The following is a 22,341-nucleotide window of genomic DNA, read 5'->3' as shown; positions in this document are numbered from 1 at the left end:
AGGCAGGAATTCAAATGGCAGTCAGCGTGTTTGACCTCTTCAAGATCGGCATCGGGCCGTCCAGTTCGCATACGGTCGGACCGATGCGCGCAGCGCTGATGTTCGTCCAGGGCCTCGAGCGCGACGGACTGCTCGACGCGACTGCGCACGTGAAGGTCGAGCTGTACGGTTCGCTCGGCGCGACCGGCAAGGGTCACGGCACCGACCGCGGCGTGATGCTCGGCCTGCTCGGCGACGCGCCCGACACCGTCGATCCGGACACGATCGGCGCACGGCTCGAGCAGGTGCGCACGTCGAAGCAGCTCGCGCTGCTCGGCAAGCACCCGGTGCCGTTCGTGCTGAAGGAGAACATCGCGTTCTACCGGCAGGCGCTGCCCGAACACCCGAACGGGATGAAGCTGCGCGCGTCCGACGCGAACGGCGCGGTGCTCGCCGAGCGCACGTATCTGTCGGTCGGCGGCGGCTTTGTCGTGACGGCCGGTGCACCGAACACGAAGGTGCTGAGCGCGGCCGAACAGATGACGCATCCGTTCCGCACCGGCGCCGAGCTGCTCGCGCTGACCGAGTCGACCGGCAAGTCGATCGCGCAGCTGATGTGGGAAAACGAGCGTGCGTGGCATACCGAGCAGGAGACGCGCGACGGCCTGCTGAAGATCTGGGCCGTGATGCAGTCGTGCGTGTCGCGCGGCTGCGGCATCGGCAACCCGGACGCCGAAGGCAACCTGCCGGGCCCGTTCCAGGTGAAGCGTCGCGCGCCGCAGCTGTACCGCGCGCTGACCGGCAACCCGGAGCGTGCGCTGCAGGATCCGCTGTCGATGGTCGACTGGATCAACCTGTATGCGATCGCGGTGAACGAGGAAAACGCGGCAGGCGGGCGCGTCGTCACCGCGCCGACCAACGGCGCGGCCGGCATCATCCCCGCCGTACTGCATTACTACACGCGCTTCACGCCGGGCGCGAACGAACAGGGCGTGATCGACTTCCTGCTGACGGCCGCCGCGATCGGCATTCTGTACAAGCTCAACGCGTCGATTTCGGGCGCGGAAGTCGGCTGTCAGGGCGAAGTCGGCGTCGCCTGCTCGATGGCGGCCGGCGCGCTCGCGGCGGTGCTCGGCGGCACGCCGCGCCAGGTCGAGAATGCGGCCGAGATCGGCATGGAACACAACCTCGGCCTCACGTGCGACCCGGTCGGCGGGATGGTGCAGATTCCGTGCATCGAGCGCAACGCGATGGCATCGGTGAAGGCCGTCAACGCGGCGCGCATGGCGCTGCGCGGCGACGGCTCGCACTATGTGTCGCTCGACTCGGTGATCAAGACGATGCGCGAAACCGGCGCCGACATGAAGACGAAGTACAAGGAAACGTCGCGCGGCGGGCTGGCCGTGAACATCGTGGAGTGCTGAGCGGCGGCCGTCGCGGCCGCTCGCCCCGACCGCGCGATACGCGCCCGCCTTACATCGGCGGGCCGTCGCACGCCGGCCGCCGTCGCGGCCGTTCGAACCGGCCGGCCGCGGCATCCGCGTGCTAGCCGATCAGCCAGTTCTCCAGCCTCAAGCCCGGATAACTCGCGAAATCACGCTCGTTGTTGGTCACCAGCACGACGTCGAGCGATACGGCGTGCGCGCCGATCAGCTTGTCGAGATGATCCTTCTTGCGTTCGCGCGTCGCCTCTCGAATGGGGCCGTATGCCTGCGCAGCCGCAACGTCGAACGGCGCCACCGGGATATCCTCGATCAGCGCGGCGAGATTGCGGCGTTCGCGGGCAGGATTGGTGCATAGCGTCACGCCGTACTCGAGTTCCGCATAGGTGATCGCCGACATGACGACGTCCCCCGTGTAGCACTGCGCGAAACGCCGCGCGACCTGCTCCGGCTGGTTCTTCATCAGATAGATGCACATGTTGGTGTCGAGCATGTAGCGCGGCATCACCAACCCTCGCGCTCGGCCTGTTCCTGATCGCCGCGCCCCTCGGCCATGAAATCGGGCCCGAATTTCGCGAACTTGCCGAGCACGCCGGTCAGCGGCCGCCGCGCAGGCCGGATGCGAATTTCGTCACCGACACGCTCGATTTCGAGTTCGATATCGCTGCGCTCATAAGCAAGATCCGCAGGAATCCGCACCGCCTGCGAGTTGCCATTCCGGAAGACCCGGGTGGTATGCATGTCATCTCTCCCATTACGGATGTACGATGGATGTACATTAGGTCATTCTTCGTCCAATGTAAATCCATGTGTGTACACGACGCCGCTTGCGCCCTCCCGTGTTCCGACACTTTTCATCGGCCGGCATACCGTAGCCCCGCCAACGAGCGTAATCTGTACGTCCCGCTACCCAGGGAGACGGCAGCCCATGTCGCATTCCAAGGATCTCGAGCAGCCCGCCACCACCGGCGCGCGACTGCTCGTCGATGCGTTGCTCGCCAATCACGTCGAACGCGTGTTCTGCGTGCCGGGCGAGAGCTTTCTCGCCGTACTCGATGCGCTCGCGGACGACACTGCGCGCATCCAGACGGTCGTCTGCCGCCACGAGGCGGCCGCCGCGAACATGGCGGAAGCGGTCGGCAAGCTGACCGGCCGCCCCGGCATCGCGTTCGTCACACGCGGGCCCGGCGCGACGCACGCGTCGATCGGCGTGCATACCGCATTCCAGGATTCGACGCCGATGATCCTGTTCGTCGGCCAGTGCGCGCGCGAGCATCTCGACCGCGAGGCGTTCCAGGAAATCGACTATCGGCGGATGTTCGGCCAGATGGCGAAATGGGTCGCGCAGATCGACGATCCGCGCCGCATCCCTGAATATTTGAGCCACGCCTTTCATGTCGCGACGTCCGGGCGGCCGGGGCCGGTCGTGCTCGCGCTGCCGGAAGACGTGCTGTCCGACGCGTGCGCGCCGCAGCCGCCGGTGCCCGCCGCCAAGCGTGTCGCGGCCGCGCCATCGCCGGCCCAGATCGACGAGCTGCGCGAACGGCTCGCGCGCGCGGAACGCCCGTTCGCGATCGTCGGCGGCAGCGGCTGGACGCCCGAGGCCTGCGCGAACCTGCGCACGTTCGCCGAACGCTGGCAGTTGCCGGTCGGCTGCGCATTCCGGTATCAGGACACGTTCGACAACGCGCATCCGAACTACGCGGGCGACGTCGGGCTCGGCATCAATCCGGCGCTCGCGAAGCGCATCCGCGACGCCGACTTGCTGCTCGTGCTCGGCCCGCGCCTCGGCGAAGCGACGACCGGCGGCTATACGCTGCTCGACATCCCGAAGACGCGGCAGACGCTGATCCACGTGCATCAGGGCGCGGACGAGCTCGGCCGTGTCTATGCGGCCGATCTGCCGATCGTCTCGGGGATGCCGGAGATCGCCGCGCCGCTCGCCGCGCTCGAGCCGCCCGCCGCGCTTCCGTGGGCCGGCACGGCCGCCGACGCGCACCGCGCCTACCGCGAGTGGCATGCGCCGCTGCCGATGCCGGGCGACGTGCAGCTCGGCGACGTGATGGTGCAGCTGCGCGAGCGGCTGCCGCACGATGCGATCGTGACCAACGGCGCGGGCAACTATGCGATCTGGCTGCATCGTCATTTCGCGTACCGCCACTTCCGCTCGCAACTCGCGCCGACGAGCGGCGCGATGGGCTACGGCGTGCCGGCCGCGCTCGCCGCGAAGTCGCTCTATCCGTCGCGCGCGGTGGTCGCGCTGGCCGGCGACGGCTGCTTCATGATGGCCGGCAACGAACTGGCGACCGCGATGCAGTACGGGCTGAACATCGTCGTGATCGTCGTCAACAACGGGCATTTCGGCACGATCCGCATGCATCAGGAGCGCAACTATCCGGGCCGCGTACACGGCACGGGCCTCACGAACCCCGACTTCGCGGCGTACGCGCGCGCGTTCGGTGCGCATGGCGAGACGGTCGTGCGCACGGCAGAATTCGCGCCGGCGCTCGACCGCGCGCTGACCTGCGGGCTGCCCGCGCTGATCGAGATCCGCATTCCGCAGGACGCGAGCACGCCGGCCGCGACGCTCGAACAGATCCGCGAGCAAGGCCGTCGCGCGCGCGGCGCATGATGGTGGCCACGCTCGCCGCGCCGGCCGCCGCCGCGCTGTCGCACGACGCGGCGCTCGCGTTTCCCGGCACGCTGCTCGCGCCCGACCGCACGCTCGTCGCGCCGTACGACCTCGAGCACGGCATGGCGCGCGCGACCGGCTACGTGCCGGCCGCGCCGGCGCTGCAGCTGCTGCATGCCGCGCAGCGCCCGTTCCGGCTCGACTACAGCCACGCGACGCAGGTACACGTGATCAACGGGATGGGCGTCGCGCTCGGCGATTCGGTAATCGGGCTGACCGCGCTCGCCGCGCTGCGCGAAGCGCATCCGGACCTGCGCTTCACGCTGTATCGGCCCGCGCGTGCGCCGCGCTACGTCGAGGCGCTCTATGCGCTCGCGGCCGACGTCGTCGCGCCGACGCGCGCGCTGCCGTGCGCAGCCGACGCGCTACCCGCGCACACACCGTGCATCGACATCGGCAACCACCTGTACTGGCCGGCGTTCGCGCATATGCCGATGATCGACTTCTTCCTCGATGCGCTCGGTGCGGAGCCTGCCGCCGTGCCGGCATCGGCGAAGCGCAACAGCTGGCTCGCGCGACTGCAGCTCCCCGCGCTGCCAGCGGCATGGCGGCGGCCTTACGTCCTGTTCTGCGCGGACGCGAGCACCGCGGTGCGCAGCGTGCCGCCGGCCCGGCGCGCGGTGCTCGTCGACCGGCTCGCGCAGCGCTACGGGCTGCCGGTGGTCGGGTTCGGGCCGGTCGCGCATCCGGCCTACGTCGACGTGAGCGAGGACGCGGCCGGCGACACCGCGCGCTTCATCGCCTGGGTGAAAGGCGCGAGCCTGCTGTTCGCACCGGACACGGCCGCGCTGCACGTCGCGGCCGGCTTCGATGTGCCGAGCGTCGCGTGCTTCACGACGATCGAGCCGGCACTGCGCGTGCGCGACTACCCGCATTGCGTGCCGATCGAACTCGACGTGCCGGCCGAACTGCGCGGGCTGCATCGCAGCGAGCAGCCCGACGACATCGCGGCGATCGATGCGGCCTACGGCGCGCTCGACTGGGATGCGGTGCCGTGGCCGGCTGCCCGGACCGCGGCGCCATAGCGCGCGCGGACAGCGGCCCGATGCGTGCGCAACGCGATCGGCAGCACGCGCGACAACGACGCTGCACGCGATCCGCGCGACGCGGCCTATGCCGCCGATCCACGCGCCCGCGCGCGCATCACCCGGCGGCGAGCGCGTCGCGCTCGCGCAGCGTATCGGACGGCCGCTTGCCGAACAGCCGGCGGTAATCGGTCGCGAACTGGCTCAGATGCCAGAATCCCCACGCTTCCGCGACATCCTGCACCGAGCCTGCCGCACGGCCGCACAGATCGCGCCGCACGCCGTTCAGCCGCAGCGCGCGCAGATACGAAGCGGGCGCCATGCCGAGCACGTCCTGGAAGCAGTACTGCAGCGTGCGGCGGCTCACGTGGAGCTGCTCGCACAGTTCCGGCACGCCGACCGGCCGCGTGCGATGCGCCAGCACGTAGTCGCGCGCCTGCTCGACGATCCAGCGCCGCGTCGAGGGCGCTGCGCCGCTGCCGTCGTCGGCCGGCTGCGCGCAGGCGTCGAACAGCGCGGCCAGCACCTCGGCCTGCAGCGCATCGCGCTGTGCGCCGGGCAACGGGCCGCCGCCGACCGCCGCGCCGTCGAGCCGGCGGCCGAGCAGCGCGCACAGGCGCGCGAGCCGCGCGTCGCCGATCCGGATCACGCGCTGCGCGAACAGCCGCTCGTCGAGCGCGCGATGTTCGACCTGCTCCGCATAGCGGCGCAGCACCTCGCCGCGCACGACGACGCCGTAGATCGAGAACTGCGCGGGCGTCAGCAATTCGAATTCGACGTTGCCGGGCCGGAACGCGAGGGCGCCGGGGCCGATCCGGCACGCGTCGACGCGCGCGGTGCCGTCGCCGGCGAGCGGAATGCCGAACCAGTACGCGTCGCCGCGCACTTCGCACGCCTGGCGCAGCACATGGCTCGTCGATTCGCGAAACAGTTTCATCGTGTCGAGCGGCAGCTCGGTCAGCGTGCCGACGAAGCGGCCCGCCGCGAGCTGGTCGTAGGTCTGTCGCCAGCCGATCAGGTTGCGCGCCTGCTCGTCAGCGTCGTGCGCGACGCTGACGACCGCCTGCCCGGCCGACGCATCGTCGCCGTGCGCGCTGCGCTGCGTGTCTTCGGCCGTCGGTTCGTCGTGACGTGCCTGTCGTGCATCCATCGTGCTCTCCTTCACCTGCCGGAACCGCGTCGGTCACGCAAGTCCCGTGCCGAACCGCGCGCGAGGCGGCCACGCCCGAGATTCAACGCTGCGCGGGGCGTACGCCCCGCCCGGCGCGCGCGCCGCGCGCACCGCCACGGTGCGTACGTGCATCGCGGCACGTTCACCGGCTAGCGGCCGGCGGCCGGCTGCAGCCGCACGACGCGCGTGCTGCAGTTGCCGTACGCCTGCGCGACGGCGAGTTCGACGATCGGGCTGCCCGCCGGCCAGGGCGCGGCGTCCGCGTCGGACAGATCGGTGCGCAGCGTCGCGCGACCGTTGATCCGGTAGCGGATCGCGCGCACGAAATCGACGAACAGCAGCCCGATCCCGCTGCCGTCGCATCGCGCCGCATCGATCCGGCATGCGTCGCACCGGGCGGGCAGCGCGAACCGCAGCGTCTTCGTATCGATCACGCGAACGACGGGCAGCAGCTCGCCGTTCGGATCGCGGCCGCCCTGCACGATGTCGCAGACGAGCGGCGCGCCGCCGCCGCTGCTCGTGCCGACGAACATGAACGGCTGCGTCTCGACGAACTGCCGCACGCCGATGCTGAGCCGCGTCGTCACGACGTCGCTCATCCGTTCGGCTTCGTCGGCGACGCCGAACCGGCGATGCGCGTCGAGCTCGCCTGCATGAAATACCGGATGTCGCGAACGGGGCGTGTCTGTCATGTCGGATGGAACCGCCGCGCGCAGGCGGCGGACGAGGTCGTGGCCGGCGCGGGCTGCAACGCGATGCGCTGCGGCCTGCGCCGGATTTCCGGAAAGGCGGCGCGATCACGAGACGGACGGGCGCGCCGCCGGCTGCCCGGCGTGCGCCCGTGCGTCCGCGCCCGCGTGGCGGCGATCAGAAGAAGCCGAGCGCTTCCGCCTGATAGCTGACCAGCAGGCACTTCGTCTGCTGATAGTTCGACAGCGCCATCTTGTGCGTCTCGCGGCCGATCCCCGACTGCTTGTAGCCGCCGAACGCCGCGTGCGCCGGGTACAGGTGATAGCAGTTCGTCCAGACGCGGCCCGCCTCGATCTCGCGGCCCATGCGGTACGCGCGCGTGCCGTTGCGCGTCCACACGCCGGCGCCGAGCCCGTAGAACGTGTCGTTCGCGAGTTCGATCGCTTCCTGCTCGTCCTTGAACGTCATCACCGACGCGACCGGCCCGAAGATCTCCTCCTGGAACACGCGCATCTTGTTGTTGCCGAGCAGCATCGTCGGCTTCACGTAGTAGCCGGTGTTCAGTTCGGCGGCCGGCGCCGTGCGTTCGCCGCCCGTCAGGCATTGCGCGCCTTCGCCGCGGCCGATATCGATATACGAGAGGATCTTGTCGAGCTGCTGCTGCGACGCCTGCGCGCCGATCATCGTCTGCATGTCGAGCGGATGGCCGGCCTTGATGCGCTCGACGCGCGCGACGGCCTTCTCGATGAAGCGGTCGTAGATCGATTCCTGGATCAGGATCCGCGACGGACACGTACAGACCTCGCCCTGGTTCAGCGCGAACATCGCGAGCCCTTCGAGCGCCTTGTCGAGGAACGCGTCGTCCTGGTCGAGCACGTCGGCGAAGAACACGTTCGGGCTCTTGCCGCCCAGCTCGACCGTCGACGGGATCAGGCTGTCGGCCGCCGCGTGCAGGATGTGCTTGCCGACCGGCGTCGAGCCCGTGAACGCGATCTTCGCGATCCGCTTGCTCGTTGCGAGCGCTTCGCCCGCTTCCTTGCCGAAGCCGTTCACGATGTTGACCGCGCCCGGCGGGAACAGATCGCCGATCAGCTCCATCAGCACGAGCACCGACGCGGGCGTCTGCTCGGCCGGCTTCATCACGACGCAGCAGCCGGCCGCGAGCGCCGGCGCGAGCTTCCATGCGGCCATCAGCAACGGGAAGTTCCACGGAATGATCTGGCCGACGACACCGGCCGGCTCGTGGAAGTGATACGCGACCGTGTTGTCGTCGATCTCGGAGATCCCGCCTTCCTGCGCGCGGATGCAACCCGCGAAATAGCGGAAGTGGTCGATCGCGAGCGGCAGGTCGGCCGCCATCGTCTCGCGCAGCGGCTTGCCGTTGTCGATCGTTTCCGCGACGGCGAGCAGCTTCAGGTTCTTTTCCATGCGGTCGGCGGCCGCGAGCAGCAGGTTCGCGCGCTCGGCCACGGACGTCTTGCCCCACTTGCGGCGCGCGGCGTGCGCGGCGTCGAGCGCGAGCTCGATGTCGTCGGCGCCCGAACGCGGCACGCGGCAGAACGGCTGGCCGTTGATCGGCGACACGTTCTCGAAATACTCGCCCTTCACGGGCGGAACCCACTTGCCGCCGATGTAGTTGTCGTACTGCTGACGATACGGATATTCGACGTCGAGGCCCAGTTGCTTCAGGTCAAACGGGTTCATACATGTCTCCTGTTCATCGTGCTTGTGAGTGCAGCGCCGGTTGGATTGCGCGTCGACGTTTACGCAACATGCATGCCATCCGATCGCGGCGTCGCGCCGGCACGTAGCGCAATGCGGCGCGCGGCGCGCCGACGCGCATGCGCTACGCGACTGTGTCGAAACTGAACACCGCGGCTGCGCAGCACGGGCGCGCGGTGTTCGGAATTTTCACAACGCGCGCCTGCGTGCCGGCCGCGATCGCGTGGCATGCGGCTTGCGTATGCATCGCGCATCGTCCTTCGCCGGCCGCCGCGCCGATTCGTTCCATGCATGCACCCGCCCCGCTGACCGACGACGCGATCGCGTTCATCCACGAACAGGCGTTCCTGATCGTCGCGACCTCCGACGACGCCGGCAACAGCGACTGCTCGTATCGCGGCCGGCAGCCGCGCGCGGACGGCACGCCCACGCCGCTCGTTGCGATCGTCGACGCACGCACGCTCGTGCTGCCCGACTTCGCGGGCAACAACCTGTTCAATACGATCGGAAATTTGCTGGTGAACCCCGCGATCGCGCTGCTGTTCGTCGATTTCGTCCGGCAGACGACGTGGCTCGTGCAGGGACGCGCGACGATCGACGAAGACGCGGGACGCTTCGCCGCGCTGTGGCCGGATGCGCGGCGCTATGTGATCGTCGACGTCGGGTGCGCGCAGCCGCGCACCGACGCGACGCTGCCGCCGCTCGTACTCGCGTGACGCGCCGCGGGCGCGGCGCCGCGTAACGGGCCGCGCCGCTCAGCGGCCGTTCGTGTCCGCGCACGCCGGCCGTCGCGCGCGGCGGTCCCGCGGCAGGCTCGCGCGCGTGTCGGCGTGCGTGCCGTCGGCGGTCTGCCGCGCGCCGAGAAACGCGAACACGATCGCCGCGCACAGCACGGTGACGATCGCGAGCGCGATCAGCAGGCGATCGAACGCATGCGTGTAGCTCGCGAGCAGCACCCCGCGGTCGACGCCCGGCAGCGCGGCCGCCGCGCCGGCGAGATCGCCGGTCGCGAGCCGCGCGGCGGCGTGCAGCACGGCGTCGGACGGCGCGCCGGGCGCGGCGCGTTGCAGCCCCGCATGCGCGAGCGCCGCGAGCAGCGCGCCGACGATCGCGAGCGCGATACCCTCGCCGGCCACGCGCGTCGTGCTGAAAATGCCGGTCGCCATCCCCGCGCGCTCCTTCGGCACGACGCTCACCGAGAGCCCGTCCATCAGCCCCCACGGCATCCCGGCCCCGACGCCGATCGCGACCATCGGCGCGATCGCGGCCGGGCCCGCGCCGCCGCGCAGCGCAACGTCGAGCCACACGAGGCCGGCCGCCGCGACGAGCAGCCCGAGCCCCGAGACGATGCCGGCCGGCCACCAGCGCGTGAGCGTCGCGGCCGCGATCGGCACGACGAGCATCGGCGCGGAGATCGCGAGCATCAGCCAGCCCGCGTCGATCTCGCTGAAGCCGTCGATCCCGATGAAGCGCAGCGGCAGCACGACGAGCAGCACGATGTAGCAGCAGCACGTCGAGATCGGCAGTACCTGTACGCCGACGAAACGCGGAATCCGGAACAGCGACAGATCGAGCATCGGCCGCGCGACGCGCGTCTCGATCGCGACGAACGCCGCCGCGCCGAGCGCCGCACCGGCCAACAGCGCGACGACGAGCGGCGCCGTCCACCCGCGTGCAGGCGCCTCGATCACGCCGAACGTGAACAGCGTCAGCGCGGCCGTGAACGCGACCGTGCCCGGCCAGTCGAGCCCCGTCGCGTGCGGGTCGCGCGACTCCTGCATGCGCGGCAGCCCGAACGCGAGCGACAGCGCGCCGGCCAGCGCGCCCGTGACGAAGATCGCGCGCCAGCCGTAGTGTTCGATCAGCCAGCCGGCCATCACCGGTCCGAACGCGAGCCCGATCCCGAAGGTCGTGCCGAGCAGGCTGAACGCACGCGTGCGTTCGGCGCCGTCGAACGTCTGCGCGAGCGCGGCCGTGCCGCCGGCCAGCGCGGCCGCCGCCGCGAGCCCTTGCGCCGCGCGCAGCAGGTCGACGGCGAGCATCGACGGCGCGAACGCGAGCGCGACCGACATCAGCGTGAAGCCGCCGACGCCGGCCGCGAACACGCGCTTACGGCCGAACTGGTCGGCCAGCGCGCCGGCCGCCATCAGGAAACTGCCGAACGCGAGCATGAACGCGTTCGTGATCCAGTTCATCGCGACCGCGCTGCCGTGCAGGTCGCGGCCGATCGCCGGCGTCGCGACGGCGCCGCCGGAAAACGACAGCGGCAGCGCGACGGCGGCCGCGCAGACGGCGAACAGCACGAGCGCGCGCCGACGCGGCGATACCGCGGAAAACGGTTGATCCATCATCGCTCCTCGAAAAGCCGGCGCATCGGCGCCGCAACGCGACACAAGATAAATCCGATCCAATCCGCGAAAAACCACGCGAAGCTCCGCATATAACGGACTAGAATTCCGCAATCTGTCTCGCACACCGGAGCGCGTTTCGTCGATGGACAACCTGAACGGCATCGTCGCCTTCGTGCGCGCCGCCGACGCGCTGAGCTTCGTCGCGGCCGGCCGTACGCTCGGCATCTCGGCGTCGGCGGTCGGCAAGACGATCGCGCGGCTCGAGCAGTCGCTCGGCGTACGGCTGTTCAACCGCACCACGCGCCGCATCACGCTGACCGACGAAGGGCGGCATTTCTACGAGCGCTGTCAGCGCATCCTCGAGGATCTTCGCGACGCGGAGGCGACCGTGACGGCATCCGCGCAGCGCCCGCGCGGCAAGCTGCGCGTGAGCCTGCCGGTGATCGGCTATCGGTTCCTGCTACCGGTGCTGCCGGAATTCAGGCAGCGCTATCCGGACGTCGAGCTCGATCTCGATTTCAACGACCGGATGGTCGACGTCGTCGAAGGCGGGTTCGATGCGGTGATCCGTAGCGGGCCGCTATCCGATTCGAGCCTGATGTCGCGGCGGCTCGGCCCGTTCGCGTTCGTGCTGTGCGCGACGCCCGCGTATCTCGCGCGGGCCGGCACGCCGCACGCACCGTGCGACCTCGAAGCGCACGACTGCGTGCGCTACTGCTTCCCGACCACGGGCAAGCTGCAGGACTGGGCGCTCGCCGCGGACGACGGCACGCCGCTGAAGCTGCGCACCGCAATGACGTGCAACAACATGGAAGCGCTGCGCGGCGCGGTGCTCGCGGGGCTCGGCATCGGCTACATGCCGGACTTCCTCGCGCGCGGCGCGCTCGAGCGCGGCGCACTCGTCACCGTGCTCGACGACTACCGGATCGCGCCGGGCCAGTTCTCGATCGTGTGGCCGTCGAGCCGGCAGCTGTCGCCGAAGCTGCGCGTGTTCGTCGACTTTCTGTGCGAGCGGCTGTTCAAGTAGCCGGATCGCAGGCCGCGCCGACGCGCGCCCGCTGCGCGGCAGGCAGCAGCGCGTCGCTGTCGTCCTTGAGCCCGACGCCCGTCAGCCCGAGCCGGCGCGCGTGCGTGACGAGGTAGTGCAGCTTGTGCGCGGCCGCGTCGTACGACAGCCCTTCGGGCCGCACGTTGGAGATGCAGTTGCGCTGCGCGTCGTGGCAGCCGACCTGCGGCGCCCACGTCAGATACACGCCGAGACTGTCCGGCGAACTAAGGCCCGGCCGCTCGCCGATCAGCACCGCGACCAGTTTCGCGCGCAGCAGCTCGCCGATTTCGTCGCCGAGCGCGACGCGCGCCTGCGTCGCGACGATCACGGGCCCGGTCTGCCAGCCGTCCGCCTCGAGCCGCGGGCGCACCGCGCGCAGCAGCGGCACCGCCTGCTTCGCGGCCGCAAACGCCGACAGCCCGTCGCCGACGACGAACACGATATCGGGCGCATCGTCGAGCGCGGCGCCGTAGCCGGCGAGCAGCGCGCGGCCGTCGTCGGACAGCTTGCGGCCGAGATCGGGCCGGCGCAGGTAATGCTGACGATCGGGTGCCGCGCTTTGTACGCCGAGCGTCGCGAAACCGGCGGCATCGAGCTCGCGCCGCAGTGCATCGGCGTCGAGCGGCTGATGCACGGCGTCGCGCGCCTGCGCATGCGACAGGTTGAACGCGAGCAGCGGCGCGGTCGGCAGGCTGCTGCCCGCACGACCGAGCGCGATCCGCGCATTCGTGAACGACTTCAGCTCGCTCCACGGATTCTTTTCGACGGCATCGCTCATGCGGACAGCCCCATCCAGTCGTTCGCGCCCGCGAGCAGCGGCGCGCGCGACGTCGCCGTGCGCAGCACGCCGTGCGCATCGGCGATCTCCATCGTCTCCAGCCACTCCTCGAATTCGGGCGCGCGGCGCAAGCCCAGCACCTCGCGCACGTACAGCTGATCGTGAAACGACGTGCTCTGATAGTTGAGCATCACGTCGTCCGCGCCGGGAATCCCCATGATGAAGTTGATGCCGGCCGCGCCGAGCAGCGTCAGCAGGTTGTCCATGTCGTCCTGATCGGCTTCGGCGTGGTTCGTATAGCAGATGTCGCAGCCCATCGGCACGCCGAGCAGCTTGCCGCAGAAGTGGTCCTCGAGCCCAGCGCGGATGATCTGCTTGCCGTCGTACAGGTATTCGGGCCCGATGAACCCGACGACCGTGTTGACGAGGAACGGCTCGAACTTGCGCGCGACCGCGTACGCGCGCACTTCGCAGGTCTGCTGGTCGACGCCGTGATGGGCGTTCGCCGACAGCGCGCTGCCCTGCCCGGTCTCGAAATACATCAGGTTGTCGCCGACCGTGCCGCGCTTGAGCGACAACGCCGCTTCTCGCGCCTCGGCAAGCAGCGCGAGCGAGATCCCGAAGCTCGCATTGGCCTGTTCGGTGCCCGCGATCGACTGGAACACAAGATCGACCGGAGCGCCCTTCTCGATCGCCGCGATCGTGTTCGTCACGTGCGTGAGCACGCACGATTGCGTCGGCACGCGGTAGCGCTCGCGAAACCCGTCGATCATCGCGAGCAGCTTCACGATCGCCGCGAGGCTGTCGGTCGCCGGATTGATGCCGATCATCGCGTCGCCGCAGCCGTACATCAGCCCGTCGAGCATCGACGCGGCGATCCCCTTCACGTCGTCCGTCGGATGATTCGGCTGCAGCCGCACCGACATGCGGCCCGGCAGCCCGACCGTGTTGCGAAAGCGCGTGACGACGCGGCGCTTGCGCGCGGCCGCGATCAGATCCTGGTTGCGCATCAGCTTCGACACCGCCGCGACCATCTCGGGCGTGAGGCCCGGCGCGATCCGCTCGAGTGCCGCGCCGTCGGCGGCGGGCGAAAGTAGCCAATTGCGGAAATCGCCGACCGTCAGGTGCGCGATCTCCGCGAACGCGCCCGCATCGTGATCGTCGACGATCAGCCGAGTGACTTCGTCGGCCTCGTACGGAATCACGGCTTCGTTGAGAAACGCGCGCAGCGGCACGCCGGCAAGCGCGATCTTCGCGGCGACGCGCTCCTCCTCGCTCGCCGCCGCGACGCCCGCGAGCTGATCGCCCGAACGCAGCGGGCTTGCCTTGGCGAGCAGCGTCTTCAGGTCCGCGAAGCGGTAGGTGCGCGAACCGATCGTCTCCGTATAGGACATCGTGCGTGTCTCCTTGCAAAAACCGGCGGCGCGCCCGCTGCGGCCGGGCGCGCCGATGCCGTCAGAAACGGCCGTTCGGCTTCGTCATGCTCAATCCTCCAGCAGTGCGTCGGCCGGTGCGTTCGCGGCGCGCTGCGCGCGCGTCGCGAGGAAGTACGCGTAGCCGAGCGCGAGGAACACGACGAACACCAGCGCGACGAGGCCGTTGAAGTACACCATCGTACCGAGACAGACGAGCGCCGCGACGATCGCGAACGCCGGGAACAGCGGATACAGCGGCGCACGGAACGGCCGCGCGAGGTTCGGCTGCGAACGGCGCAGCTTGAACAGCGCGGCCATGCTGACGATATACATCACGATCGCACCGAACACCGACATCGTCACGATATTCGCGGTCAGCGTCTGACCGCCGAACTGGATCAGCTCGTCGCTGTAGATCGCCGCGATGCCGACCACGCCGCCGGCGAGGATCGCGCGATACGGCGTCCGGAAGCGCGGGTGCACCTTCGCGAGCCATTCCGGCAGGTAGCCCTCGCGAGCGAGCGCGAAGATCTGGCGCGAATAGCCGAGGATGATTCCGTGGAACGATGCGACGAGCCCGAACAGCCCAAGCCAGACGAGCATGTGCATCCAGCCGCTGTTCGCGCCGACGATGTACTTCATCGCCTGCGGCAGCGGGTCGTTGATGTTCGCGAGCTTGGTCCAGTCGCCCGCGCCGCCCGCGAACACCATCACGCCGATCGCGAGCGCGACGAGCGTGAGGATGCCCGCGACGTACGCGACCGGAATCGAGCGCTTCGGATTCTTCGCTTCCTCGGCCGCCATCGCGACGCCTTCGATCGCGAGAAAGAACCAGATCGCGAACGGGATCGCCGCGAACATCCCGTGGAATGCGCCGACGCTGAAATGGTCGGCGCCGGCCCAGCCGCCCTTCGTGAAATTGCTCCACGCGAAGCCCGGCGACACGACGCCCATGAACACGAGCAATTCGAAGATCGCGAGCAGCGTGACGACCAGTTCGAACGTCGCGGCGATCTGTACGCCGACGATGTTCAGCGCCATGAACACGAGATAGGCGCCCATCGCCGCGTGTTTCGGTTCGAGCCCCGGAAACTGCACGTGCAGATACGCGCCGATCGCGAGCGCGATCGCGGGCGGCGCGAACACGAACTCGACGAGCGTCGCGGCGCCGGCCAGATAGCCGCCGGTCGGGCCGAACGCGCGGCGCGCGTACGCGAACGGGCCGCCCGCATGCGGAATCGACGTCGTCAGTTCGGTGAAGCTGAAGATGAAGGTCGTATACATCGCCGCGACGAACAGCGCGGTGATCACGAAACCCAGCGTGCCGGCGCTGGCCCAGCCGTAGCTCCAGCCGAAGTATTCGCCGGAGATCACGAGGCCGACCGCGATGCCCCACAGTTGCCAGGTGCCGAGCGTCTGCTGCAGCGCGGGCTGGCCTTTCGACTCTGCTTTCATCGGACTCTCCTCAAAAGCGCGAGGCGTGCGGCCCGCGCGACTGAGAATCGATGCTAGAGAGTCATTATTCGACGTGTTATCGAAATTCGGCAAAGACGGCAGCCGACGTTTCGCTGACGGAAACGCCGGCCGCACCGCCCGACTGGTCGCCCGACCGACCGCGCGCGACCGCGCGGCAGCGCGCGACCGACGTGCTTACTGACCGCCGCCGCGCTGGTTGAACCAGCGATCGAGCAGCTTGCCGGCCGCCTCGCGGCCGCCGAGGCCGAACGACAGCGCGACCGCCACCGCGATCGCGCCGAGCACGAGGCCGAACGCGAGCTGCACGATCTCGTTCGCGATCCCCATCGCGCGCAGCCCCATCGCGAACACGAGGCCGAGAATCGCGAACTGCGCGATGCGCGCGAACAGCACGCTGTGCTCGCGGTCGGCCTGCTCGATCACGCGGCGCGCGAGGCCCGCGAGCCACACGCCGATCACGAGGATCACGCCGCCCGTCAGCACGTGGCCGCCGAATTCGATGAACAGCGTGACGACGTCGCGCACCTGCGTGAAGCCGAGCCGGTTCGCCGCTTCGACCGCGGCGAACAGCATCGCGAAGAACACGATCAGCCGCGCGACCAGCACCGACGGCTGCAGCATGCCGCTGAACACGCGCTCGACGCCGAGCACGGCCGGCAGCCCGTCCGCGCCGGCCGCCTCGAGCAGCCGCTGCGCGAGCGCCGCGACGAAGCGCGCGAAATAGAACGTGACGAGCACGATCACGATCGCCGCGACGATGTCCGGCACGGCGCTCAGGAACTCGTTCAGCATGTTCGTCGCGGGCACCGAGATCGCGTCGATCTTCAGCGCGTCGAGCGCCGAGATCAGCGTCGGCACGAACACGAATACATAGACGATCGTGCCGACGAGGCTCGACACGCGTACGGGCGTCGGGCTGTCGAGGCGCTGCGTGAGACGGTCGGCGCCGGCCGCGACGAGCAGGTTCGTCACGAGGCCGCGCAGCACGCGCGCGACGATCCAGCCGACCACGCCGATCACCGCGGCCGCGAACAGGTTCGGCACGATCGCGAGCAGCCGGTCGATCATCCCCTGGACCGGCGACAGCAGCCCCGACAGCGCGAACGCCGACAGGATCGCCGGCAGGAACATCAGGATCACGAGCCAGAACAGCACGTCGCCGAGATAGCCGCTCATCGGCTGCATGCCGGCGCTGCCGGACAGCTTGTCGTCGACCTTGCTCGCCTTCAGCGCGCGATTCGCGACGCTACGCAGCAGCGACGCGATGAGCCACGCGACGAGCGTGAGCGCCGCGCCGCCGATCAGGTTCGGCAGATAGTCGACGATGTGCGTGACGAGCAGCGAGAACGGGTTGGACACCGCGTACAGATTGAGCACGTTGAAGATGCCCACCGCGGTGACGAGCAGCACGAGCCAGAACAGCCCGCCGGCGACGATGCGCTCGACGCAGGCGCCCTGCCCGGTGCTTTCGGTGATTCGCTGATCGACCTTCAGCGCACCGAGCAGGCGCAGCGCGCCGGCCCGCACGATCACCGCGATCAGCCAGCCGATCACCAGAATGCCGATCGCACCGGCGATCTTCGGCAGATATCCGCCTAACGTGGTCTGCAGCGACGTAATGAAGCTGGAAGCATCCATTTCTTGTTCTCCCGAAAACGTGCGTTGTGATTGGACTTCGACACACTCCCTGCGGACTCCGACAAGATGCGCTTTCCCGCTCAAGCAACTTACTCGAGAAAAATGACGGCTTCACCCGATTTCACCGTCTTTAACTTTAATCATAGATCGGTGGGGACGTGACCCTTTTCGCCGGAATATAAAAAGGGGCGGAATATCGGCGGCGACTACGCGTTGGCATGCGCGCGGCGATGGTGCGTCGTGCTACCGTGGCGCGCGGATACAGGCGTACAGACGAGCGCGCGCGGTGCGCATCGCGATGAAAAGGAGTACAGCGGATGTTCAAGCACGAAGTCGAAATCCGTCGGCTGCCGGCGCAGCACGGTTATGCGGTCGCGCATGTCGGCGCGTACATGAAGGTCGGCGACGCGTTCGCGCAGATCGGCGCGTGGGCCGCACGTCGGGGGCTCATCGGCCGCGGCGCGAAGATGGCCGGGATCTACTACGACGATCCCGATACGGTTCCGGAGGCGCAGCTGCGCGCGCATGCGTGCATCGTGCCGCCCGACGACGCGCCGGCCGTCGAACCCGATGCGCCCGTGGAGCGCGTGACGATCGCGGGCGGCGATTATGCCGTGCTGCTGCATACGGGGCCGTATGCGGAGCTGAAGGCGGCGTATCAATGGCTATACGGCGAGGGGCTGCAGCAAGCGGGTCGCACGCCGGCCGCCGCGCCGCCGTTCGAGCTGTATCTGAATACGCCGCTCGATACGGCGCCGGCGGATCTGCTGACGGAGATTCACGTGTCGGTGCGTTGAGGCGGCCGGGCCGGCGCCTCGGCGTCAGCCCGCATGCGCGCGCGTACCGCATGCGGGGCAAAAGCGCGCATCGGCCGGCAGCATGGCCTGACAGCGCACGCAGGCGCGACCGCGCTGCACGCTGCCGCAGCGGATGCAGTAGCGCGCGCCGGCCGCATTGGGCGCCCCGCACGTCGCGCAGATGACGTCGCGCGGCGGCGCGTGCGTATCCGCGCGATGCGCGGGCGCGCGGCCCCAGCCGTGATGTTCGCCCGGGGCGCCATGGCCGTCATGGCCGCCGTGCCCGCCGCGCCGATCGCGGCCGTGATGGCCACCATCGGCGTAGGTAGCGCGATGGCCGTCACCGTGCCCGCGCAGCAGTCGTTTGAGCCAGTCCATCGTCGCCGCCGCGCTCAGCGTGCGGCCGGCGCGCCGCCGAACGCGCGTGCGTTCGACAACAGCCGCAGCCCGTTGCCGACGACGATCAGGCTCGCGCCCGCATCGGCGAACACGGCCATCCACATCGTGCCGAGCCCCGCGACCGTCAGCCCGAGAAACACGAGCTTCACGCCGAGCGCGAAGCCGATGTTCTGCACGAGCACGCGGTGCGTCGCGCGCGACAACCGGACGAACGCGGGAATCTTGCGCAGGTCGTCGTCCATCAGCGCGACGTCGGCCGTCTCGATCGCGGTGTCGGTGCCCATCGCGCCCATCGCGAAGCCGATATCGGCGCGTGCGAGCGCCGGCGCGTCGTTGATCCCGTCGCCGACCATCCCGACCGCCCCCGCGCCGCCGCGCGCGAGCTCGTCGACGGCCGCGAGCTTGTCCTCCGGCAACTGGTTGCCGCGTGCGTCGTCGATGCCGGCCTGCGCGGCGATCGCCCGCGCGGTATGCGGGTTGTCGCCCGTCAGCATCGCGGTGCGGATGCCGAGCGCGTGCAGATCGGCAATCGCTGCGCGGCTCGTGTCCTTGATCGTATCGGCTACAGCGAAGATCGCGAGCACGCGCGCATCGTCGATCAGCATCACGACGCTCTTGCCCTGCCGCTCGAGCGCATCGAGCTTCGCCTCGAGTGCCGGCGAGCAGCGCTCGAGCTCCTCGACGAGCCGATGATTGCCGAGCCAGTAGCGCACGCCGTCGATCGTGCCCCGCACGCCGCGACCGAGCAGCGCTTCGAAATCCTGCACGTCGGCGAACGCCGGCGCGTTCGCGTCGCGCGCGGCTGCCGCGATTGCCTGCGACACCGGATGGTCCGATCGCGCGGCGAGGCTCGCGGCGAGGTGCCGCGCGCGCGTGAAATCGATGTCGGCCGCGTGCGCGTCGACATCGGTCTGCACCGGCTTGCCATGCGTGATCGTGCCGGTCTTGTCGAGCGCGAGCCATGCAAGCTTGCGCCCTTCTTCCAGATAGACGCCGCCCTTGACCAGGATCCCGCGCCGCGCGGCGGCCGCGAGCCCCGACACGATCGTCACCGGCGTCGAGATCACGAGCGCGCACGGACAGGCGATCACGAGCAGCACGAGCGCGCGATAGATCCAGTCGTGCCATGCCCCGCCGACGACGAGCGGCGGCGCGACGGCGACGAGCAGCGCGACCGCGAACACGATCGGCGTATAGATGCGCGCGAAGCGGTCGACGAAGCGCTGCGTCGGCGCCTTCGCGCCCTGCGCTTCCTCGACCGCGTGAATAATGCGCGCGAGCGTCGAGTTCGACGCCAGCGCGGTCACGCGATAGTCGAACGAGCCCGACTCGTTGATCGTGCCGGCGTACACCGCGTCGCCGGCCGCCTTCTCGACCGGCAGACTCTCCCCGGTGATCGGCGCCTGGTTCACCGTCGAGCGTCCGGACACCACTTCGCCGTCCAGCCCGATCCGCTCGCCGGGCTTCACGCGCACGATCGCGCCGAGCACGACGCGCGCGGCATCGATCGTGCGCCACGTGCCGTCCGCGTCCTGCACGGTCGCGGTATCCGGCGCGAGCCGCATCAGCCCCTGGATCGCGTTGCGCGCGCGGTCGAGCGACTTCGCCTCGATCAGTTCGGCGATCGTGAACAGCACCATCACCATCGCCGCCTCCGGCCACTGGCCGATCGCCATCGCGCCCGTCACCGCGATGCTCATCAGCGCGTTGATGTTCAGGTTGCCGTTGCGCAGCGCGATCCAGCCCTTGCGGTAGGTCGTGAGCCCGCAGCTCAGCACCGCCGCGATCGCGAGCAGCGCAGACAGCCACGCGGGCAGGCCGGCCCAGCTCGCCGCCTCGGACGCGATCGCGGCCGCGCCGGCCAGCGCGAGCGGCCACCACGGTTTCGCGGGCGCTTCGGCGGGCGCCGCCGAGGCCGGCGTGCCGGCCGATGCGGCCTCGGGCGTCATTCCGAGCGTGCGGATCGCGCGCTCGATCGCGGGCTGCGCGCCCGGCACGTGTTCGACCGTCAGCATCCGCTGCATCAGGTTGAATTCGAGCGCGGACACCTCGTCCATTCCGCCGAGCTTCTTGCGGATCAGCGTTTCCTCGGTCGGACAGTCCATCTGCATGATGCGGAACGCGGAGCGCACGTTGCCGGCTGCGGTCGCCTCGGCGGCCGGCAGCGGCGCGAGCGTCGAAACGGCCGGCGCGCAGCAGCTGTCCTCGTGGTCGTGGTCGTGGCCGTGCTGGTGCTCGTGGCTGTGGCCATGCGGATGAGCGTGGCGGTGCTCGTGCCCCGCCTCGTCATCCCCGTGCCCGTGCGCGGCGTGATGTTCGTGCTTGCGGTGCGCGTCCGTACCGACGGCCGGCGCGGCGCCATGATCGCGACTGCTCGCGTGCGACGACGCGCCGCACGACGCTGCGTCGCCGTGCGCGCGGCACGCCGCGTCGGCCGTGCGTTGCGCGGGCGCGCTGCGGGCCGGGCCGGTGCAGCACGCGCCGCTGCCCTCCGTGTCGTCGCGCGGCTCGCGCAGACGCTGGGCGTCGCTCATGACGTTCTCCTTTCGATGACTTGACGGTGTAGAGTTAACACCCTGTAGCCACTACAAGGTCAACCGTTGACCGGGAGAGCGACATGAAGATCGGCGAACTGGCCAAAGCGGCCCGCTGCACGCCGGAGACGATCCGCTTCTACGAGAAAGAGGGTCTGATGCCAGATGCGCAGCGTACCGACTCGAACTATCGCAACTACACCGATGTACACCTCGAGCGGCTGCGCTTCATCCGCAACTGCCGCGCGCTCGACATGGCGCACGACGAAATCCGCGCGCTCCTGCGCCTCACCGACACGCCGGGCGACCGCTGCGATTCAATCAATGCGCTGCTCGACGAACACATCGGACACGTCGACGCGCGCCTCGCGGAGCTCACGCATCTGCGCGATCAGCTCACCGAACTGCGGCGGCAATGCGTCGGCGAGCATTCGGTGGAAGACTGCGGGATCGTGCATGGGCTCGCGACGATGGAAACCGTCGCGCCGGCGGCGAAGCGCACGCATCTCGGCTGAAACCCTTGTCAAACCAGATAGTCGATCTGATACTAGTCATAATTTGACTAGATATATCGAGACTATTCATGCCCGCTGCCCGCCCGTCCCCGCTCGCGCTCGCCGTGCTGGCGATGCTGACCGAAGCACCGATGCATCCGTACGGGATGCTCCAGCAACTGAAGGCGCGTGGCTACGACGAAGTCGTCAACGTGCGACAGCGCACGAGTCTCTATCAGACGATCGAGCGGCTGCTGCGCGACGGGCTCATCGTCGTGCATGACACCGAGCGAGACGGGGCGTTTCCGGAGCGCACGCTGTACACGCTGACCGAAGCCGGGCACACGGCCGGGCAGGCGTGGCTGTACGCGCTGCTCGCGGAGCCGGTGCGCGAATTTCCGGCGTTCGGCGCGGGTCTCGCTTTCCTGCCGCTGCTCGACGCCGACGATGCGCGCCAGCAACTCGAGCGCCGCATTGCCGCGCTCGAAGCCGAGCGCGCGCGCGTCGAAGCGCTGCGCCACGCCGCGCAGGCCGATCAGGTGCCGCGCCTGTTCCTGCTGCACAACGAGCACGCGCTGGTGCTGCTCGATGCCGAGCTCGACTGGACGCGCAGCGTCGTCGAGCATCTGAAGATCGGTGCGCTGCGCTGGGTCGACGCCTGACGCGCGCCGCCCGCGCGGCCGCCGCCGC

Annotated in this window: 20 protein-coding genes; 8 read left to right on the top strand and 12 right to left on the bottom strand. The window is 69.5% G+C overall.

From position 1 onward, the window contains the following. Positions 1–14: 14 nt before the first annotated feature. Positions 15–1,403: an L-serine ammonia-lyase gene (locus NP80_RS13730; protein ID WP_006408285.1), complete on the top strand. Its 1,389-nt coding sequence runs from the start codon at positions 15–17 to the stop codon at positions 1,401–1,403. A 121-nt stretch (positions 1,404–1,524) separates the two neighbouring features. Here NP80_RS13730 and NP80_RS13725 read toward each other — a convergent pair whose 3' ends face one another. Both NP80_RS13725 and vapB read right to left on the bottom strand, forming a co-directional pair. Continuing rightward, positions 1,525–1,926, bottom strand: coding sequence for a type II toxin-antitoxin system VapC family toxin (locus NP80_RS13725; RefSeq protein ID WP_035489546.1), 402 nt, complete (start codon positions 1,924–1,926; stop codon positions 1,525–1,527). Then, a complete protein-coding gene (gene vapB, locus NP80_RS13720; RefSeq protein ID WP_006408845.1) occupies positions 1,926–2,162 on the bottom strand; it encodes a type II toxin-antitoxin system VapB family antitoxin in 237 nt (78 codons plus the stop codon). The genes NP80_RS13725 and vapB overlap by 1 nt, the downstream gene beginning before the upstream one ends. Positions 2,163–2,349: 187 nt before the next feature. On the opposite strand from vapB, the gene NP80_RS13715 reads away from it, so the two are divergent. Together NP80_RS13715 and NP80_RS13710 are read left to right on the top strand one after the other, a co-directional pair. After that, positions 2,350–4,053, top strand: coding sequence for a thiamine pyrophosphate-binding protein (locus tag NP80_RS13715; protein ID WP_006408280.1), 1,704 nt, complete (start codon positions 2,350–2,352; stop codon positions 4,051–4,053). Then, positions 4,050–5,138, top strand: coding sequence for a glycosyltransferase family protein (locus tag NP80_RS13710; protein ID WP_006408279.1), 1,089 nt, complete (start codon positions 4,050–4,052; stop codon positions 5,136–5,138). Before NP80_RS13715 ends, NP80_RS13710 begins: the two co-directional genes overlap by 4 nt. A gap of 118 nt (positions 5,139–5,256) precedes the next feature. On the opposite strand, the gene NP80_RS13705 is transcribed toward NP80_RS13710, so the two are convergent. From NP80_RS13705 to exaC, 3 genes are all read right to left on the bottom strand, one after another. Beyond that, entirely contained in the window at positions 5,257–6,288 is a 1,032-nt protein-coding gene (locus NP80_RS13705) for a helix-turn-helix domain-containing protein (protein WP_045594318.1), read from the bottom strand. A gap of 170 nt (positions 6,289–6,458) precedes the next feature. After that, positions 6,459–7,001 (bottom strand): hypothetical protein, encoded by a 543-nt coding sequence (locus NP80_RS13700; protein WP_006408276.1) that lies wholly within the window; start codon positions 6,999–7,001, stop codon positions 6,459–6,461. 175 nt (positions 7,002–7,176) lie between these two features. After that, the gene (exaC, locus tag NP80_RS13695) at positions 7,177–8,703 is read right to left on the bottom strand and encodes an acetaldehyde dehydrogenase ExaC (RefSeq protein WP_006401434.1); all 1,527 of its coding nucleotides are present in this window, start codon (positions 8,701–8,703) and stop codon (positions 7,177–7,179) included. A 137-nt stretch (positions 8,704–8,840) separates the two neighbouring features. Between exaC and NP80_RS13690 the strand changes: the two genes are divergently transcribed. Next, entirely contained in the window at positions 8,841–9,437 is a 597-nt protein-coding gene (locus tag NP80_RS13690) for a pyridoxamine 5'-phosphate oxidase family protein (RefSeq protein ID WP_006408274.1), read from the top strand. Positions 9,438–9,476: 39 nt separating this feature from the next. Here the strand turns inward: NP80_RS13690 and NP80_RS13685 are convergent, their stop codons facing one another. Next, positions 9,477–11,069, bottom strand: a complete 1,593-nt coding sequence (locus tag NP80_RS13685) for an MFS transporter (RefSeq protein ID WP_006408704.1) — start codon at positions 11,067–11,069, stop codon at positions 9,477–9,479. 145 nt (positions 11,070–11,214) lie between these two features. Here NP80_RS13685 and NP80_RS13680 point away from each other — a divergent pair, with 145 nt between their 5' ends. Continuing rightward, positions 11,215–12,099 carry a LysR family transcriptional regulator gene (locus NP80_RS13680; RefSeq protein WP_006408123.1) on the top strand — a complete coding sequence of 295 codons (885 nt, stop codon included), beginning with the start codon at positions 11,215–11,217 and terminating at the stop codon, positions 12,097–12,099. On the opposite strand, the gene eutC is transcribed toward NP80_RS13680, so the two are convergent. From eutC to NP80_RS13660, 4 genes are all read right to left on the bottom strand, one after another. Continuing rightward, positions 12,092–12,898: an ethanolamine ammonia-lyase subunit EutC gene (gene eutC, locus NP80_RS13675; RefSeq protein WP_006408122.1), complete on the bottom strand. Its 807-nt coding sequence runs from the start codon at positions 12,896–12,898 to the stop codon at positions 12,092–12,094. The two genes, NP80_RS13680 and eutC, sit on opposite strands and share 8 nt — an antisense overlap. Further along, positions 12,895–14,292, bottom strand: a complete 1,398-nt coding sequence (locus NP80_RS13670; protein ID WP_006409320.1) for an ethanolamine ammonia-lyase subunit EutB — start codon at positions 14,290–14,292, stop codon at positions 12,895–12,897. Before NP80_RS13670 ends, eutC begins: the two co-directional genes overlap by 4 nt. A 90-nt stretch (positions 14,293–14,382) precedes the next feature. Continuing rightward, positions 14,383–15,768, bottom strand: a complete 1,386-nt coding sequence (gene eat, locus NP80_RS13665; protein ID WP_006401441.1) for an ethanolamine permease — start codon at positions 15,766–15,768, stop codon at positions 14,383–14,385. Positions 15,769–15,963: 195 nt separating this feature from the next. Then, complete coding sequence (locus tag NP80_RS13660) at positions 15,964–17,427, bottom strand: mechanosensitive ion channel (RefSeq protein WP_006408118.1); 1,464 nt, start codon at positions 17,425–17,427, stop codon at positions 15,964–15,966. 317 nt (positions 17,428–17,744) lie between these two features. On the opposite strand from NP80_RS13660, the gene NP80_RS13655 reads away from it, so the two are divergent. Then, on the top strand, positions 17,745–18,224 hold the full coding sequence (locus NP80_RS13655; protein WP_006408116.1) for an AraC family transcriptional regulator: 480 nt from the start codon (positions 17,745–17,747) through the stop codon (positions 18,222–18,224). A 24-nt stretch (positions 18,225–18,248) separates the two neighbouring features. On the opposite strand, the gene NP80_RS13650 is transcribed toward NP80_RS13655, so the two are convergent. Continuing rightward, positions 18,249–18,602, bottom strand: a complete 354-nt coding sequence (locus NP80_RS13650; RefSeq protein WP_006408115.1) for a zinc ribbon domain-containing protein — start codon at positions 18,600–18,602, stop codon at positions 18,249–18,251. A 14-nt stretch (positions 18,603–18,616) separates the two neighbouring features. Beyond that, positions 18,617–21,157 carry a heavy metal translocating P-type ATPase gene (locus tag NP80_RS13645; RefSeq protein WP_006408114.1) on the bottom strand — a complete coding sequence of 847 codons (2,541 nt, stop codon included), beginning with the start codon at positions 21,155–21,157 and terminating at the stop codon, positions 18,617–18,619. A gap of 83 nt (positions 21,158–21,240) precedes the next feature. Here NP80_RS13645 and cadR point away from each other — a divergent pair, with 83 nt between their 5' ends. Together cadR and NP80_RS13635 are read left to right on the top strand one after the other, a co-directional pair. Then, positions 21,241–21,672: a Cd(II)/Pb(II)-responsive transcriptional regulator gene (cadR, locus tag NP80_RS13640; RefSeq protein WP_006401446.1), complete on the top strand. Its 432-nt coding sequence runs from the start codon at positions 21,241–21,243 to the stop codon at positions 21,670–21,672. Between the two features lie 68 nt (positions 21,673–21,740). Next, on the top strand, positions 21,741–22,313 hold the full coding sequence (locus NP80_RS13635) for a PadR family transcriptional regulator (protein ID WP_006408113.1): 573 nt from the start codon (positions 21,741–21,743) through the stop codon (positions 22,311–22,313). The last annotated feature ends 28 nt before the right edge of the window (positions 22,314–22,341 follow it).

Source organism: Burkholderia multivorans ATCC BAA-247, from assembly GCF_000959525.1.
GTDB lineage: Bacteria > Pseudomonadota > Gammaproteobacteria > Burkholderiales > Burkholderiaceae > Burkholderia > Burkholderia multivorans.
This window is presented reverse-complemented; position numbering and strand designations above follow the sequence as displayed.